General features: G+C 69.3%; 17 protein-coding genes. 6 read left to right on the plus strand and 11 right to left on the minus strand.

Features of this window, described 5'->3' with window-relative positions; translation table 11 throughout:
• On the plus strand, positions 1-1,220 hold a 1,220-nt coding region (gene mnmC1 / locus ACXJLU_RS29595), incomplete at its 5' end, for an FAD-dependent 5-carboxymethylaminomethyl-2-thiouridine(34) oxidoreductase MnmC1 (protein WP_457337200.1).
• On the opposite strand, the gene ACXJLU_RS29600 is transcribed toward mnmC1, so the two are convergent.
• From ACXJLU_RS29600 to rpiA, 3 genes are all read right to left on the minus strand, one after another.
• Complete coding sequence (locus ACXJLU_RS29600; protein ID WP_457337202.1) at positions 1,221-2,321, minus strand: esterase/lipase family protein; 1,101 nt, start codon at positions 2,319-2,321, stop codon at positions 1,221-1,223. It lies immediately after the preceding gene.
• 14 nt (positions 2,322-2,335) lie between these two features.
• Entirely contained in the window at positions 2,336-2,521 is a 186-nt protein-coding gene (locus ACXJLU_RS29605) for a hypothetical protein (protein WP_457337204.1), read from the minus strand.
• Between the two features lie 78 nt (positions 2,522-2,599).
• The gene (rpiA, locus tag ACXJLU_RS29610; protein ID WP_457337206.1) at positions 2,600-3,259 is read right to left on the minus strand and encodes a ribose-5-phosphate isomerase RpiA; all 660 of its coding nucleotides are present in this window, start codon (positions 3,257-3,259) and stop codon (positions 2,600-2,602) included.
• A 61-nt stretch (positions 3,260-3,320) separates the two neighbouring features.
• On the opposite strand from rpiA, the gene ACXJLU_RS29615 reads away from it, so the two are divergent.
• Positions 3,321-4,361 carry a quinone-dependent dihydroorotate dehydrogenase gene (locus ACXJLU_RS29615; RefSeq protein WP_457337208.1) on the plus strand — a complete coding sequence of 347 codons (1,041 nt, stop codon included), beginning with the start codon at positions 3,321-3,323 and terminating at the stop codon, positions 4,359-4,361.
• A 3-nt stretch (positions 4,362-4,364) separates the two neighbouring features.
• On the opposite strand, the gene ACXJLU_RS29620 is transcribed toward ACXJLU_RS29615, so the two are convergent.
• Positions 4,365-5,003 (minus strand): 3-oxoacid CoA-transferase subunit B, encoded by a 639-nt coding sequence (locus tag ACXJLU_RS29620; protein WP_073465250.1) that lies wholly within the window; start codon positions 5,001-5,003, stop codon positions 4,365-4,367.
• A 2-nt stretch (positions 5,004-5,005) separates the two neighbouring features.
• Positions 5,006-5,713 (minus strand): CoA transferase subunit A, encoded by a 708-nt coding sequence (locus ACXJLU_RS29625; protein WP_457337210.1) that lies wholly within the window; start codon positions 5,711-5,713, stop codon positions 5,006-5,008.
• 186 nt (positions 5,714-5,899) lie between these two features.
• On the opposite strand from ACXJLU_RS29625, the gene ACXJLU_RS29630 reads away from it, so the two are divergent.
• The 3 genes from ACXJLU_RS29630 (at position 5,900) to ACXJLU_RS29640 (ending at position 8,530) form a co-directional block, all read left to right on the plus strand.
• The gene (locus ACXJLU_RS29630; protein WP_457337212.1) at positions 5,900-6,799 is read left to right on the plus strand and encodes a PEP-CTERM sorting domain-containing protein; all 900 of its coding nucleotides are present in this window, start codon (positions 5,900-5,902) and stop codon (positions 6,797-6,799) included.
• Positions 6,800-6,913: 114 nt separating this feature from the next.
• Complete coding sequence (locus tag ACXJLU_RS29635) at positions 6,914-7,906, plus strand: phosphoribosyltransferase (RefSeq protein ID WP_457337214.1); 993 nt, start codon at positions 6,914-6,916, stop codon at positions 7,904-7,906.
• Positions 7,907-7,960: 54 nt separating this feature from the next.
• Entirely contained in the window at positions 7,961-8,530 is a 570-nt protein-coding gene (locus tag ACXJLU_RS29640; RefSeq protein WP_073465246.1) for a LuxR C-terminal-related transcriptional regulator, read from the plus strand.
• A 4-nt stretch (positions 8,531-8,534) separates the two neighbouring features.
• On the opposite strand, the gene ACXJLU_RS29645 is transcribed toward ACXJLU_RS29640, so the two are convergent.
• The 3 genes from ACXJLU_RS29645 to ACXJLU_RS29655 form a co-directional block, all read right to left on the minus strand.
• Entirely contained in the window at positions 8,535-10,958 is a 2,424-nt protein-coding gene (locus ACXJLU_RS29645; protein WP_457337216.1) for a transporter substrate-binding domain-containing protein, read from the minus strand.
• Between the two features lie 65 nt (positions 10,959-11,023).
• The gene (locus ACXJLU_RS29650) at positions 11,024-11,689 is read right to left on the minus strand and encodes a YceH family protein (RefSeq protein WP_457337218.1); all 666 of its coding nucleotides are present in this window, start codon (positions 11,687-11,689) and stop codon (positions 11,024-11,026) included.
• On the minus strand, positions 11,686-12,468 hold the full coding sequence (locus ACXJLU_RS29655) for an SDR family oxidoreductase (RefSeq protein ID WP_457337220.1): 783 nt from the start codon (positions 12,466-12,468) through the stop codon (positions 11,686-11,688). Before ACXJLU_RS29655 ends, ACXJLU_RS29650 begins: the two co-directional genes overlap by 4 nt.
• A 144-nt stretch (positions 12,469-12,612) precedes the next feature.
• Between ACXJLU_RS29655 and ACXJLU_RS29660 the strand changes: the two genes are divergently transcribed.
• Positions 12,613-13,755 carry an NADH:flavin oxidoreductase/NADH oxidase gene (locus ACXJLU_RS29660; RefSeq protein WP_457337222.1) on the plus strand — a complete coding sequence of 381 codons (1,143 nt, stop codon included), beginning with the start codon at positions 12,613-12,615 and terminating at the stop codon, positions 13,753-13,755.
• Here ACXJLU_RS29660 and ACXJLU_RS29665 read toward each other — a convergent pair.
• The 3 genes from ACXJLU_RS29665 to ACXJLU_RS29675 form a co-directional block, all read right to left on the minus strand.
• Entirely contained in the window at positions 13,745-13,966 is a 222-nt protein-coding gene (locus ACXJLU_RS29665; RefSeq protein WP_457337224.1) for a Tsi2 family anti-toxin, read from the minus strand. The two genes, ACXJLU_RS29660 and ACXJLU_RS29665, sit on opposite strands and share 11 nt — an antisense overlap.
• Before the next feature lie 28 nt (positions 13,967-13,994).
• Positions 13,995-14,438, minus strand: a complete 444-nt coding sequence (locus ACXJLU_RS29670; protein WP_457337226.1) for a Tse2 family ADP-ribosyltransferase toxin — start codon at positions 14,436-14,438, stop codon at positions 13,995-13,997.
• Between the two features lie 285 nt (positions 14,439-14,723).
• The coding region (locus tag ACXJLU_RS29675) for a transposase (RefSeq protein ID WP_457337228.1) at positions 14,724-14,963 on the minus strand (240 nt) is incomplete at its 5' end.

Below are 14,963 nucleotides of genomic sequence, written 5' to 3' on the forward strand. Positions count from 1 at the left end.
GCGCGCCGGCGCGGGCCGCGGCCCCGTCGGCCGAACGCCGCGCGATCATCGTCGGCGCGGGCCTGGCCGGCAGTGCCACGGCCGCCGCGCTCGCCGCGCAAGGCTGGCACTGCGAGCTGATCGACCGGCATGACAGCCCGGCGCAAGAGGCCTCGGGCAACCCGGCCGGCCTGTTCCACGGCATCGTCAATGCGCAGGACGGCACGCATGCGCGCTTCAACCGCGCGGCCGCACTGGAGATCGCGCGCGTGCTGGCCGGCGCGCTGCGCGATGGCGTGCCCGGCTCGCTGGCCGGCCTGTTGCGGCTCGAGACCGCACTGCCCGATGCGGCCGCGATGCAGGCGGTGCTCGACCGCGTCGGACTGCCGGCCGCGTACGTGCAAGCCCTCGATGCCGAGGCGGCCGCCCGGCTCGCGGGCCTGGCGCTGCGCCACCCGGCCTGGTTCTACCCGCAGGGCGGCTGGGTGCGGCCCGATGCGCTGGTGCGCTGGTTCATCGCGCAAGGCGGCGAGCGGGTGCGGTGGCGCGGCGGGGTGCAGGTCGACGCTGTCCGTCGCGATGACGAGGGCTGCTGGCACCTGAAAGACGCGTTGGGCGTGCCAATCGCCAGCGCCCCCGTCCTCGTGCTCGCGAACGCCGGCGACGCGCTGCGGCTGCTCGGCCAGCCCGACTGGACGGTCGACGCAGTGCGCGGCCAGCTGAGCTTCGCGCCAGCCGCTGCCGATACAGGCTGGATCCTCCCCCGCGTCCCGTTGGCCGGTGCCGGCTACCTGCTCCCGCCGATCGACGGCATGGCGGTGTTCGGCGCCACCAGCACCACTGGCGACATGGCGTCCGAGCTGCGGCAAGCCGACCATGAGCACAACTTGGCGCAGTACCGGAAACTGACCGGGCAAGCCGCCCCGGTCCACGCCAGCGCGCTGCAGGGCCGCACCGCGTGGCGCTGGGTCGCGGGCGACCGCCTGCCGATCGTCGGTGCGGTGCCCGACCTGCAAGCCGCCGTCGCGCGGCCGATCGACCAGGTGCGCTTCGTGCCGCGCGTGCCGGGCCTGTTCGTGTTCACCGCACTGGGCTCGCGCGGCATCACCTGGTCGGCGCTCGGTGCCGGTGTGCTGGCCTCGGCGATCACCGGTGCACCGGCGCCACTGGAGAGCAGCCTGCTCGATGCGATCGACCCGGGCCGCTTCGCCGCCCGCCAGGTGCGGCGCGACGCGCGCTGATCAGGGCCAGGTCGCGCGCAGCCAGCGCCGCAGTGCGGCCGCGGCGCGCGGGTGGTTCAGCAATTCCATGTGGCCGACGCCGTCGATCTCGACGCGCTCGACATCGCCGGCCAGCCCCGGATCGCCGGCACTGCCAGGCCGCACCAGCCCATCGCCCAGCCCCGCGACGAGCCGCATCGGCACCGCCACCGTGCTCGGCGCGACGCCATCGCGCAGGTCGCGGATGCCGCGGCTGCGCGCATCGGCGAGCCGGCTCAGCGGCCTCGTCATCGCCGACCAATCGAGCACCGACGACACCACATGCCCGGCCCGTTCCAGCGGCGCGCCGCGATGCGGCGTGCCCAGGCACACCAGCATCCGGATGCGACCGAGCCACGGGCTGCCGTCGGCGGCCGCCTGCTCGCAGGCCGAGCGTGCGACCAGGCCGCCCATGCTGTGGCCGACCAGCACGATGCTGCCCGCGCGCCCAGGCGCCGATTCAATGAATTGCGCCATCAGCGCCGACAGCGCGCGGCCGTTGTCGCCGATCGACAGCCCGCTGTTGTAGCGCAGGAAGAGCGGCGTCGCGCCGAACTCGCGCGCGGCCATCGCCGGGTAGGAGTCGCCCTCGGAGGCGCGCCGCGCGACGGTCCAGCTGCTTTCGTCGCAGGCCAGGCCGTGGATGAAGAGGCAGACCCGCTCGCCGGGCGACGCGCCCTCGGGCAGCAAGGCCATGCGCACCGCCAGCGGATTGCCGGCCGCCTGCAGCGCATCGCCGACGACGCCGTTCAGCGCACTGCGCAACGCCAGTTCGCGCGTGCCGGGCTGGCGTGTCGGATCGGTGAGGCGCTGCTCGGCATGGCCGGCCAGCGTGAGGACGGAGGCGCCGGTCTGGCGCACCGTCGCGTGGACCGCGGTGCTGAGGGTGTCGTGCACCCGTTGCACCCAGCGGGCCGGTGCCGCGATGACGGGCAGCTGCTGCACCGCCGAAAAAGCCTGGTCCGCGATCGCCTGGTGCATCTGCTGCACCTGGGTGGAGGTCGCCTCGAAGCCGGCCTTCAGCGCGGCCGCGTAGGCGCCGGGGGCCAGCGGCAGCGGCGGCGGCTTGCCTCGGCGAGCCATCGCAGTTGCGGCGCTCAGGGCGCCGGCTGGTTTCCGGCGCCGGAGTCTTGCGTCTGACCCTCGGCGGGCTCGTTCTGCCCGCCGTCGCCCGAACCCGGGCCGGTCTTGCGAAGCTCCTTCTCCTTCAGCTTCTCTTCCTTCTTTTTCTTCTTGCTCAGCTCGCGCTGGCGCTTTTCGAACGAGTAGTTGGGTTTGGCCATGGGCCGTCCTTTTTCAGCGGATTCGGAACAGGCCCGAGGTTACGCCCTTTTTGGGGGCGCCAGACGCCCGGGAGTGGATCAGAACGTCAGCGTCTTCACGCCCTGCGCGGTGCCCAGCAGGCACACGCTCGCCCGGTGGCGCGCGAAGATGCCGACGCTGACGACGCCCGGCCACTGGTTGATCTCGCGCTCCATCGCGATCGGATCGATCAGGGCCATGCCGTGCACGTCGAGGATGCTGCAGCCGTTGTCAGTGACCACGCCGACGCGCAGCCGCGCGTCGCCGCCGAGGGCGCGCAGCCGCCGCGCGATCTGCGCCGCCGCCATCGGGATCACCTCGACCGGCACCGGGAAGCGGCCGAGCGTGTCGACCAGCTTCGATTCGTCGGCGATGCAGATGAAGCTTTTCGCGATGTCGGCGACGATCTTCTCGCGCGTGAGCGCCGCGCCGCCGCCCTTGATCATGAAGCCGTGGTGGTCGATCTCGTCGGCACCGTCCACGTAGACGGGGATGCTGTCGACGGCATTGCTGTCGAGCACCGCGATGCCGTGGGCGCGCAGCCGCTCGGAGCTTCGCTCGCTGCTGGAGACCGCGCCGACGATGCGGTCCTTGATGCCGGCCAGTGCGTCGATGAAGCAGTTCACCGTGGAGCCGGTGCCGACGCCGACGATGCTGCCGGGTTGCACGTAGGCCAGCGCGGCCTGCCCGACGAGGGCCTTCAGTTCATCCTGTGTCATGGCGGAGCGGGTCGTTTGAGAGAATCCGCGATTATCCAAGACGCTGATCCCCGCACCCCCCATGGCCCTGGTCCCCTACGCCCTCACCCGCCCCTTCCTGTTCGGCCTCGACCCGGAGCAGGCCCACGACCTGACACTCGGCGCGCTCGCGCGCCTCCAGCGCACGCCGCTGATCTGCGCGGTCGCGCAGCCGCGGGTCGACGACCCGGTGACGGTCGCGGGCATCCGCTTCCCGAACCGCGTCGGGCTGGCCGCGGGGCTCGACAAGAACGGGCGCTGCATCGATGGCCTCGCGGCGATGGGCTTCGGCTTCATCGAAGTCGGCACCGTGACGCCGCTGGGCCAGCCGGGCAACCCGAAGCCGCGCATGTTCCGCCTGCCGCAAGCGAATGCGCTGATCAACCGGCTGGGCTTCAACAACCACGGGCTGGATGCCTTCATCGCCAACGTGAAGCAGGCGCGCTTTCGCGCGCAGGGCGGCGTGCTGGGGCTGAACATCGGCAAGAACGCCGCGACGCCGATCGAGCGTGCGGTCGACGACTACCTGCTGTGCCTGGACGGCGTGTACCCGCATGCCGACTACGTGACGGTCAACATCTCGTCGCCGAACACCAAGAACCTGCGCGCGCTGCAGAGCGACGAGGCGCTGGATGCGCTGCTGTCGGCGGTGCAGGCGCGCAAGCAGCAACTGGCGCTGCAGCATGGGCGCAGCGTGCCGGTGTTCGTGAAGATCGCGCCCGACCTCGATGAAGCGCAGGTCGGCGTGATCGCCGCGACCTTGAAGAAGAACGCGATCGACGGCGTGATCGCGACCAACACGACGATCGCGCGCGATGCGGTGAAGCACCTGCCGCATGGCGAGGAAACCGGCGGCCTGAGCGGCGCGCCGGTGCTGCAGGCATCGAACCGGGTGATCGCGCAACTGCGTGCGGCGCTGGGTGCCGGCTACCCGATCATCGGCGTGGGCGGCGTGCTGAGCGGCGCCGACGCGCAATCGAAGATCGCGGCCGGGGCCGACCTGGTGCAGCTCTACACCGGGTTCATCTACAAGGGGCCCGAGCTGGTCACCGAGGCGGCACGGGCCCTGAAGCAGAAGGCCTAGCCCTCAGAGGATCGGCACGCCGGTCTTCTTCTGCAGCTCCTCGCGCGACACGCCCGGCGCGATCTCGACCAGCTTGAGCCCCTGCGGCGTCACGTCGAGCACCGCGAGGTCGGTGATGATGCGATTCACCACGCCGACCCCGGTCAGCGGCAGCGTGCAGGCGGGCAGGATCTTCAGGTCCTCGCTGCCGTCCTTCTTGCGCGCGACGTGCTCCATCAGCACCAGCACCCGCGCGACGCCGGCCACCAGGTCCATCGCGCCGCCCATGCCCTTGACCATCTTGCCGGGGATCATCCAGTTGGCGAGGTCGCCCCGGTCGCTGACCTGCATCGCGCCGAGGATGCTGAGGTTGATCTTGCCGCCGCGGATCATCGCGAAGCTGTCGTGCGAGCCGAAGATCGACGAGCCGGGGATGGTGGTGACGGTCTGCTTGCCGGCGTTGATCAGGTCGGCGTCGACCTGGTCCTCGGTCGGGAACGGGCCGATGCCGAGCATGCCGTTCTCGCTCTGCAGCCAGACCTCGATGTCGCTGCGCACATGGTTGGCCACCAGCGTCGGCAGCCCGATGCCGAGGTTGACGTAGAAGCCGTCCTGCAGCTCGGCGGCGGCCTTGGCGGCCATTTGGTCGTGGGTCCAGGCCATGGTCAGCTCCCTGCCTTTTCAGTGATCGTGCGTTTCTCGATGCGCTTCTCCGGATGCGCGTTCAGCACCAGCCGGTGCACGTAGATGCCCGGCAGGTGGACCGCATCGGGGTCGAGCGCGCCGGTCTCGACGATCTCCTCGACCTCGACCACGGTGATCTTGCCGGCCATCGCGACGGCGGGGTTGAAGTTGCGCGCGGTGCGGCGGAACACCAGGTTGCCGCTGCGGTCGGCCTTGTGCGCCTTCACCAGGCTCACCTCGGGCAGCAGCGCGCGCTCCATCACGTAGACGGCGCCATCGAACTCGCGGGTTTCCTTGCCTTCGGCCACCAGCGTGCCGACGCCGGTCTTCGTGAAGAAGGCCGGAATGCCSGCGCCGCCGGCGCGCAGCTTCTCGGCCAGCGTGCCCTGCGGCGTGAACTCGAGCTCGAGTTCGCCGGCCAGGTACTGGCGCTCGAACTCCTTGTTCTCGCCGACGTAGCTGGAGATCATCCTCCTGATCTGGCGCGTCTCGAGCAGCTGGCCGAGGCCGAAGCCGTCGACGCCGGCGTTGTTCGAGATCACCGTGAGGTTCTTCGCGCCGCTGTCGCGCAGCGCAGCGATCAAGGCCTCGGGAATGCCGCACAGCCCGAAGCCGCCGACGGCCAGCAACTGGCCGTCACGCACGATGCCTTTCAGGGCATCGGCGGCACTGGCGTACACCTTGTTCATGGAGCGTCTCCTGCGCAATGGAAATCAGCCGGGAAGCGTACTACGTAACGCGTTACGTAGACCGGCTGCGGCGGTACGTAGAAATGACTAGGTTCTTCACCTGAGGAGAGCCGGCACCGGGCATGCCGATTGCCCCTCGTTCCGCCGCCTTGCGCCACCGTTGACCACCCAAAGGAGATCGCCGCGATGAACATCCACGCACTTCCCCGCTTCGTCGGTCTCCTGCTCGCCGGACTCGGCCTGGCCGGCATCGCTCACGCCGAGGAATACGGCAGCGCATCGTTCACGCTGGACCCGCTCTCGCTGACCTCGCTCGCGCCGACACCCGATGCGCCGCGCCTGCCCGGCAGCGTGGGCACGTGGTGGACGGGCAACTGGGTCAACTCCTCGTTGTCGAGCGGGCATGCGAACGGCGACAACGTGCGCCACGATATCCAGTACCCGATTCAGAACGGCCTGGACTTCAGTCCGCCGTTCGGCGCGGGTGCCCGGCAGCAGCCGCCGCTGCCCGGCTCGGTGCTGTCGACCGAGGCGCATTCCGGGCCGAGCCATCTCGGCGTGAGCTGGCGGACCGACCTGCCCACCGACACGGCCGACACCGAGATCACCTGGTACCGCGCCTTCAAGCTGGATCCCTATGCGTCGCTCACGCTGTCGGGCATCGCGACGCTCACCCGAAGCGACTATCACCCGCTGACGACGGACTTCCGGACCGACACCGTCAACGATGAGTACTACCACGTCGCGACGCTGAGCCTGCGCGACGAGCAGGCCTATCGGCACGAGGTCTCGCTGCAGGCATGGATGCTGAACCGGGATCCGTTCCACAACGATGCCGGCTCGCAGGGCCGCGTGGCCAGCCCGGACGACTTCACCTACAGCGCCGACTCGTTCGGCGTGATGTCGCTGACGGTGCACAACAACAGCGCCCTGCCGCTGTTCGCGGCCTTCGAGTTGATCGCGTTGAGCAACCCGATGGCGGCCGTCCCGGAGCCGGCGACCGCGCTGATGATGGCACTGGGCATCGGGTGGGTGGGGTGGCGGCTGCGGCCCCGAGCTTCGTCCACGCGCGCACCAGCCGCCTGACGCCCGACTCCGTGGGCTCGGGTCTTCGCGCAGAGCCCCGGCCGTTCGCATTGCGAGACGTCGGCGAGGAGCTGCCCCAGCACAGTCGCTGGAGCGCAATGACTCCTGCCTGCCATGCTCTCCACCGTCCCTTCACTTGACCGGCGCCCTTCCTACCTCGGGTACACGCAAATCAGCCAGTGGATCGACAGCATTGGCGACGAACTGCGCGCCGAAGAATTCGTGGCCGTGGCGGCGGTGCTCCGCGGGGGATTGTTCCCGGCGCAGTGCGCGGCGTTCGCCACCGGCGCGCCGCTGTCGTTCATTCGATACGATCGCGGTCGACAAGAGGCATCGTGGCACGGCGACGCGCCCCCGCCAGGTCGGCTTCTGCTGTGCGAGGACATGGCCGGCCATGGCCACACGCTGGTGAACTGTCGAGCGCTCGTCCAGCGCACCCACGCCGATCATCGGGTGCTGACCGTCGTCTCCGACGAGTTGTCGAGAATCCGGCCCGACTGGTCGATGCACCGCCCCCATGTGCAGACCGTGCTGCCGTGGGAGCGCGAGGTCGTCTCCACGCAGTTTCGCCGCGACTACTGGCATGAGGATGGCGCCCACGGCCACCACCCGATGGCGCCGGACCACTGCTATCGCAGCTGGGGCGTCGATCTCGACGGGGTCCTTTGCGACGATCTTCCCGCACAACGCTACGACACATGCATGGATGCCGCGTTGAACGAGAGGGACGCGTTGCCGCGCGCGGCGAAGGCTCCGTCCCTGTCGAAGCGGCAGCATTGTGTCGTCACGGGACGGCCGCACACCGACCATGCGCGCACGCGTGCGTGGCTCGACAGTCGCGGCTATGCCAGCATCGACGTGCACTTTCGCGATCCGGCGCGGCACGATCACGACGATCGTTCCATCGCCATCCACAAGGCCATGGCGGCCGAACGACTCGGCGTCACCGACTTCATCGAGTCATGCGTGCACCAGGCCGTTCTGATTTCTGCGCACGCGCCCCACATGAGAGTCTTCTGGTGGCGAAGCGGGGATCCGGTCCTGATCAATGCACACCCGTCCAAGGCGACGCTGGGCAAGTTCGAAACCGGCGTGCCGGCCGCTTGACCCGGGGCGCGGGAATCCGCCAGGCGGCCGACACCCACGCCGTACCATCCTCGCATGCCCACCCTCGCCCTCGCCCTCGACTACCGCACCGCCTTCGACCTCGCTCCCGTCGGCCTGGTGCTGTCGCGCAACCGGCTAATGGTCGACTGCAACCAGCAGGTGCTGGCGATGTTCGGTGCGGCGCGCGACCAGCTGGTCGGGCAATCGTTCGAGATGCTGTACCCGACGCACGAGGAGTTCGAGCGCACCGGCGAGCGCATCGTCGCGGCGCTCGATGCGAGCGGCTGGTATGCCGACGAGCGCGTGATGAAGCGCGTCGACGGCCCGCAGCGCGGCGAGCTGTTCTGGTGCCACGTGTCGGGCCGCGCGCTCGATCCGGCGCAGCCGCATGCGGCCGGCATCTGGAGCTTCGAGGACCTGTCGTCGCGCCGCCGCCTGAAGGCCGAGCTGACGGCCCGTGAGCGCGAGATCGCCGCGCTGCTGATCGAGGGGCTCACGAGCAAGCTGATCGGCAAGCGGCTGGGCATCAGCCCGCGCACCGTCGACGTGTATCGCGCGCGGCTGATGCGCAAGTACGGCGCGGCGACGACGCCGGAGCTGATCTACAAGCTGCTGGCGGCCTGACGGCTCAAGCCTGCACCACCGTCGCGCTGACCCGGAACACCGCCCCGCCCCCCGGCGCCGCCTCGGCGCTGATGCGCCCACCCATCGCCTCGACGATCTGCCGTGTGATCGCGAGCCCCAGCCCCGCGCCCTGCCGCAGCTTCTGCCCCTGCACGCCCTGCGCATACGGCTGGAACAGCCGCAGCCGGTCCTCGTCGGTCAGCCCCGGCCCGGTGTCGCACACGTCCAGCTCCAGCTGCACCGCGCTGCCCTCGCCCTTCAGCCGCCCCAGCACCGTCACCTCGCCCTCGCGCGTGAACTTGATCGCATTGCCCACCAGGTTGTTGACGACCTGGCGCAGCCGCTGCGCGTCGACCAGCACGCGCGCCGCGCCGTCGGCTTCCAGCGTCGCGTGGAAGCCCAGGCCCTTGCCCTGTGCACTCAGCTCCAGCGGCGCGATCATCTGCAGCCACAGCACCGCGAACTCGGTCGGCGCCAACTGCAGCTCGACCCGGCGCTCCAGCTGCTGCTCGTACTGCAGCGTCGTCTCGAGCAGGCTGCGAAACCCCTCGGCCGATTCGCTGATCGCATCGGCCAGCCGCTGCCGGCGCTCGGGCGGCAGGTTCTCCTTCAGCATCTGCGCACCGGTGCCGATCGCGCCGATCGTGCCGCGCAACTCGTGCGTCAGGTAGCTGATGAAGCGGCCGCGCGCCGCGGTGCTGTCCTCGGCCAGCCGGCGTGCATCGCGCTCGATCTGCCGCGCCATCCGCAAGCGCCGGTTGCCGCGCCGCAGCAGCAGCAACCAGGTCAGCAGCACCAGCAGCGTCGCCAGCAGCAGCGCGCCCAGGCGCACCGCCTGCTCGCGGCTCATGCTCAGCGTGCCGCTGCCCAGCAGCCAGCGGCGTTCGATGTCGGCCGCCTCGCTCGCGCTCACCGCGTCGAGCCCCTTGCGCAGCAGGTGCGACAGCTCCGGCAGGTCGCGCCGCACCGCGAAGTACAGCTCGCTGTCGGCATCGCTCAGCGTGCCGGTCACGCGCACGCGGCCGGTCAGCCCGTCGTTGATCAGTTGGTTCACCACCTTCAGGTTGCCGATCGCCAGATCGGCCCGGCCCTCGGCCACCGCCTGCAACGCGCCCTCCTGCGTCGGGAACGTGAGCAGCTGGATCGCCGGGTAGCGGCTGCTCAGCTGCGGGATCAGGAAGTGGTCCTGCAGCAAGGCCATGCGCATGTGGCCGACCTCGCCGAGGCGGGTCACCAGCGGGCCGTCCGGGCTGCGCGTGACGATGCCGGTGGGCACGCGCAGGAACGGGCCGACGAAGTCGAAATCCTGCCGCCGCTGCGTGGTGCGCGCGGCGCCGACCAGCACGTCGATGTCGCCCTTCAGGCCGCGCTGGTAGATCTCGGCGAAGCTGCCGCCGGTCTCGCTCTCGATCGTCACGCCGACCTTGCTGGTCGCCAGGCGGATGAAGTCGGCGCCGAGCCCGCGCAGCTGCGTCAGGTCGTTGCGCAGCGTGATCGGCGCGAAGGCCGCGTCGTAGCCGACCCGGATGCGGCCGTGCGCATCGACCCAGCGCCGCTCGGCATCGGTCAGCACCGCGCCGCGCGGCACGCCGTCGCCATCGTCCGGCAGCCAGCGGCGCGCCAGCTGCGCCTGCTCGCTCTGCGTCACCGAGGCCATCGCCTTGTCGAGCACCGCGTGCAGCAGCGGCAGCTCGCGCCGCACCGCCGGCCCGAGCGCCGTCAGCCCCGGGCCGAAGCCGCCGCGCACCTGCACGTTGGCCAGCAGGTTCTTCTCGATGTAGTGCACCGCGACGTGGCGGTAGCCGATGTACAGGTCGGCATCGCCCGACGCCACCGCGCGCAGCGCGGCCTCGGCGCTGTCGTAGCGCTGCACCTGCGCGCCGGGGAAGCGCGACACCAGCAGCCCGTCGGCCGCCGAGGCCGCCTCGACCGCGACGCGGTAGCCGCCGAACTCGGTGGCCGGCGACACGTCGGAGATGTCGCGCCGTACCGCCAGCACCATGTTCGCGCCGAGCATCGGCCGGGTGTGCAGGAAGGCGCCCTGGCCATCGGCCGGCGCCGGGGTGAACGCCACCGCGTCGAGCTCGCCACGCGCCAGCGTCTCCATCATCACGGCCTGGCTGGGCGAGCGCTGGTAGTCGAAGCGCAGCCCACTGCGCTCGGCCAGCAGGTCCATCAGCTCGATCACGTAGCCCTGCGGCCGCGCGGCATTCGCATCGAACGTGAAGTACGGCGGCAGCCCGGGCGAGGTGCCGATGCGCACCACCGGGTGCTCGGCCACCCAGGCGCGCTCGACGTCGGTGAGCCGCAGCGTGGGGGATGGCAGCGGTGGCGGCTGCGGCTGCGCCGTGGCCGGCAGGTGGATGAACGCAGCGGCCAGGCCGATCACGGCCGCCAGCCTGTGGCACCACGTCCTCGCTCCGCTCATGAGACTCCGCTCAGTTCGTCGACCGGCTCGCCAACGCCAATTCGTTCGTTTTCGTGGTTTCGGTTCTACCGGCCGACACCCAATTCCTGGTACAGGCGCTCCACCAGCGCCCGCAGTTCGTCGACCTCGCGCTTCAGGCTCAGCTGCTGCGCCTTCAAGGCCGCCAGCTCGCTGGTGGCGACGAAATCGTCGTCGCTCGCCGCCACCGGCATCGCCGACACGTCGACGGGGCCGCTCAGCAGGTGCGTCCAGCGCGCCTCGCGGGCCCCGGGCGCGCGCGGCAGCTTGACGACCAGCGGGCCGCCCTTCTCGTCGGCGCGCGTCGCGAGTTCATCGAGGAAGGCCTCGACCGACGAGGTGTCGGCGAAGCGGTGCAGCCGCTCGCAGTTGCCGCGCAGCTCGGACGCCGTCTGCGGCCCGCGCAGCATCAGCACCGCGAGCAGCGCGACCGATTGCGACGGCAGCGCGAGCGCGCGGGCGAAGTTGTGCTCGTAGCGGCTGACGCGCGAGCCGCTGGATTCGAAGGCCAGGTTCAGCGCCTTCAATGCGTCGGCGGCCGACTGCAGCTCGGCGTCGGTCGCGTTCATCACCGGGTCGCGGGCGGTCTTCTGGTTGCAGCCGGCCACCAGCGAGTTCAGCGACAGCGGGTAGCTGTCGGGCACGGTGGCGGCCTTCTCGACCAGCACGCCGAGCGCCCGCGCCTCCAGCAGGGTCAGGGGCCGCAGGCTCACACCGCGAACCCGTCGTCGGCCTGGATCACCGCGCCGTTGACGAAGTGGCTCTCGTTCGCGCACAGCATCATCAGCACCGCGTCGAGGTCTTGCGGCTGGCCGATGCGCTTGCGCGGCATCATCTCGATCAGCTTCTTGCCCTGCTCGGTCTTCCAGTGGTGGTGGTTGATCTCGGTGTCGATGTAGCCGGGGCAGATCGCGTTGACGTTGATGCCGTAGCGGCCCCATTCGAGCGCCATCGAACGCGTCATGTGGATGACGGCCGACTTGCTCATGCAGTAGACGCCGATCTGCCCGAGCACCTTGAGCCCGGCCATCGACGCGATGTTGACGATGCGCCCGCCGGTGAAGGTGCCGGGCGCCGCGCCCTTGGCGCGTGCCAGCATGCGCTTGGCCACTTCTTGCGCGACGAAGAACGCGCCCTTGGTGTTGGTGTCCATCACGTAGTCGTAGTCGTCGGGCGTCACGTCGGTCAGCTTCTGCGTGGTGCTGACGCCGGAGTTGTTGACGAGGATGTCGAGCGTGCCCATCTCGGTTTCGGCGTGGGCGATGGCGGCCTTGATGCTGTCGTGATCGGTGACGTCGAGCTTGACGACGTGGGCGACGCCGCCGCCGGCCTCGATCTCGGCGCGCAGCGCCTTCAAACGTTCGACGCGGCGGCCGGCCAGCACGACGGCGGCGCCGGCATTGGCGAGGGTTTTCGCGAACTGGGTGCCCAGCCCGCTGGAGGCACCGGTGACCAGCGCGACGCGGCCGGAGAGATCGATGCTGTAGCTCATGTTCCTGGCTCCTGGATTCGTTCGGTGTGGCATGCGTCCGCCAAAGACCCGGGGTCTGCGGCGGCGAAAGGTGTGGGGCAAGATAGCACGAAGCCACCGCGCTTCAATGACCGATCCCTTCCCCGAATTGCCGCCAGGAGTCCGATGAACCCCACCCTGTTCCGCCCGCTCGCGCTGCGCGAGCTTCAACTCCCGAACCGCGTGATCGTCGCGCCGATGTGCCAGTACTCGGCGCAGGATGGATCGGCCACCGATTGGCACGTGATGCACCTCGGCACGATGACCCAGGGTGGTGCCGCGCTGACGCTGATCGAGGCGACGGGGGTCAGCCCCGAGGGCCGCATCACGCCCGACTGCCTCGGGCTGTGGAGCGATGAAAACGAAGCCGCACTGGCCCGTGTGCTGGCGGCGATCCGCCCGCATGCCAAGGGCGCCATCGGCATTCAGCTGGCGCATGCCGGGCGCAAGGCCTCGAGTGCGCCGCCGTGGAAGGGTGGCCAGTTGATCACGCCGCAGGACGGCGGCTGGACGCCATGGGCCCCGTCGGCGGTGCGTCAGCGCCCWGAAGAGGCGCCGCCGCACGCGATGAGCGAGGACGACATCCACACGGTGATCGCGCAGTTCGCGAAGGCGGCCGAACGTGCGCAGCGGCTGGGGCTGGACGTGATCGAGCTGCACAGCGCGCACGGCTACCTGATGCACCAGTTCCTCTCCCCGATCAGCAACCAGCGCACCGACGAGTGGGGCGGCAGCCTGGAGAACCGGATGCGCCTGCCGCTGGCGGTGTTCGATGCGATGCGCGCGGTGTGGCCGGCGCACAAGCCGCTGGGCGTGCGCGTGTCGGCGACCGACTGGATGGAGCACAGCGGTGTGCCGAGCTGGACGCTGGAGCAGACCGTCGACTACGCGAAGGCGCTGAAGGCGCACGGCTGCGATTTCATCGACGTCTCTTCGGGTGGCATCACGTCGCAACAACAGATCAAACTGGGCGCCGGCTACCAAGTGCCGTTCGCACGTGCCATCAAGGAAGCCACCGGCCTGCCGACGATGGCGGTCGGGCTGATCACCGAGCCGGCCCAGGCCGAACAGATCCTGGTGGACGGCGATGCCGACATGGTGGCGCTGGCGCGCGGCATGCTGTGGAACCCGCGGTGGGTATGGCACGCGGCGGCGGCGCTCGGTGGGCAGGTGACCCCGCCGCCGCAGTACGGGCGGTCTGCGCCGCGGGCGCATGCCGATGTGCTGACGGGGTCCCATTCGGCGGACGGTGAGGCCTCTATCGCTTGACCAGTTCGTCGTACGGAGGAAGGTTCAGGACCGTCTTGGCGGCCTTGTCGTACTCCCGCTCCAATTCGCGAGCTGCCCCACGAAGGTCGTCCATCCGCTGGTAGTCCTCGGGGACCGCATCCCCATCCCCGAGAGTCTGCTGCAGTTCGTCAATTTGTCCGGCGATCGCCTCGATCGCGAAAACCATCGTCTGAATGCTGATCTCAGGCATGTATCCGTTCCTTGGCGTTGCTCATGGCTCAACTCGTCTTCTCTTCCTGGCCCTTTGAAAGCTCGATCTGCCGCACCACTGCGGCACGAGCCATGTTGTTCAACGCACCCTGAAAAGATGCGATGGGCATCGGGTACTTGGGCTCCAGTTGGTAGTGATGTCCGGAGAGCTTCGGGTTGTACGGGCTCGTGCGCAGGTCTTCGTCCTTGCGGATGTGGATCTCGTCGGAACAGTATTCGGTTCCTTTGGGAATCCAGAAATCCGGTGCGCTGTACCAATTGGGCTTGTCATGCAGTGAGGTGCCGCCACCCGTCTGGACTTCAGGGCCGCCGTGCCCTGTCGTGATCGTCACGTCCGAAGGGCTGTTGCGGGTTTTTCCTTTCTTGTCTTGATACGTCGAAGGGTACCAGCGCGGGTCCAGGACTCCATCGCCCGGGTACTTGCCGATCTCGATGGAGAAACGATCACCCATGACGGAACGGTAGAGGTGTGCGTCTGTGTTTGCCATATCCCTGATTGAATGTTTCGTGTGCCAGCAGATTAGTCAACGCCGAAGGGCTCTGCAAACGAAACACGCGCGCATTCCACTGACAGGTCGAACAAAGCTGCTACGACGATGCGAAGCGAGTCGCGTGGAGGCGGGAGGGCAACAATCCCAATCAACGGACGATGTGCAGCCGAAGCGGCCGTGTTGTCCGCAGCATGCTGAACGAACCGTATGGTGTTGCATTCAGGCTCTTTGCTTTGGTTGGCGGTTTCAAAGCCCAAGTGCAACAGCGGGTTGATTTGAGTGGCTGGCGTTGAAGGCTGACTCGAAGAAGACCTCAGAGGGAGTGCGCCAGCCAAGAGATTTGCGAGGACGGGTGTTGAGATCCCAGGCGGTGTGATCGAGCTCGCGCTGGGAGTGCACGCTCAAGTCGGAGCCCTTGGGCAGGAACTCGCGGATCAGGCCGTTGGTGTTCTCGTTGATGCCTCGCTGCCAGGGGCTGTGGGGATC

This window comes from Rhizobacter sp. P5_C2, from assembly GCF_054049715.1.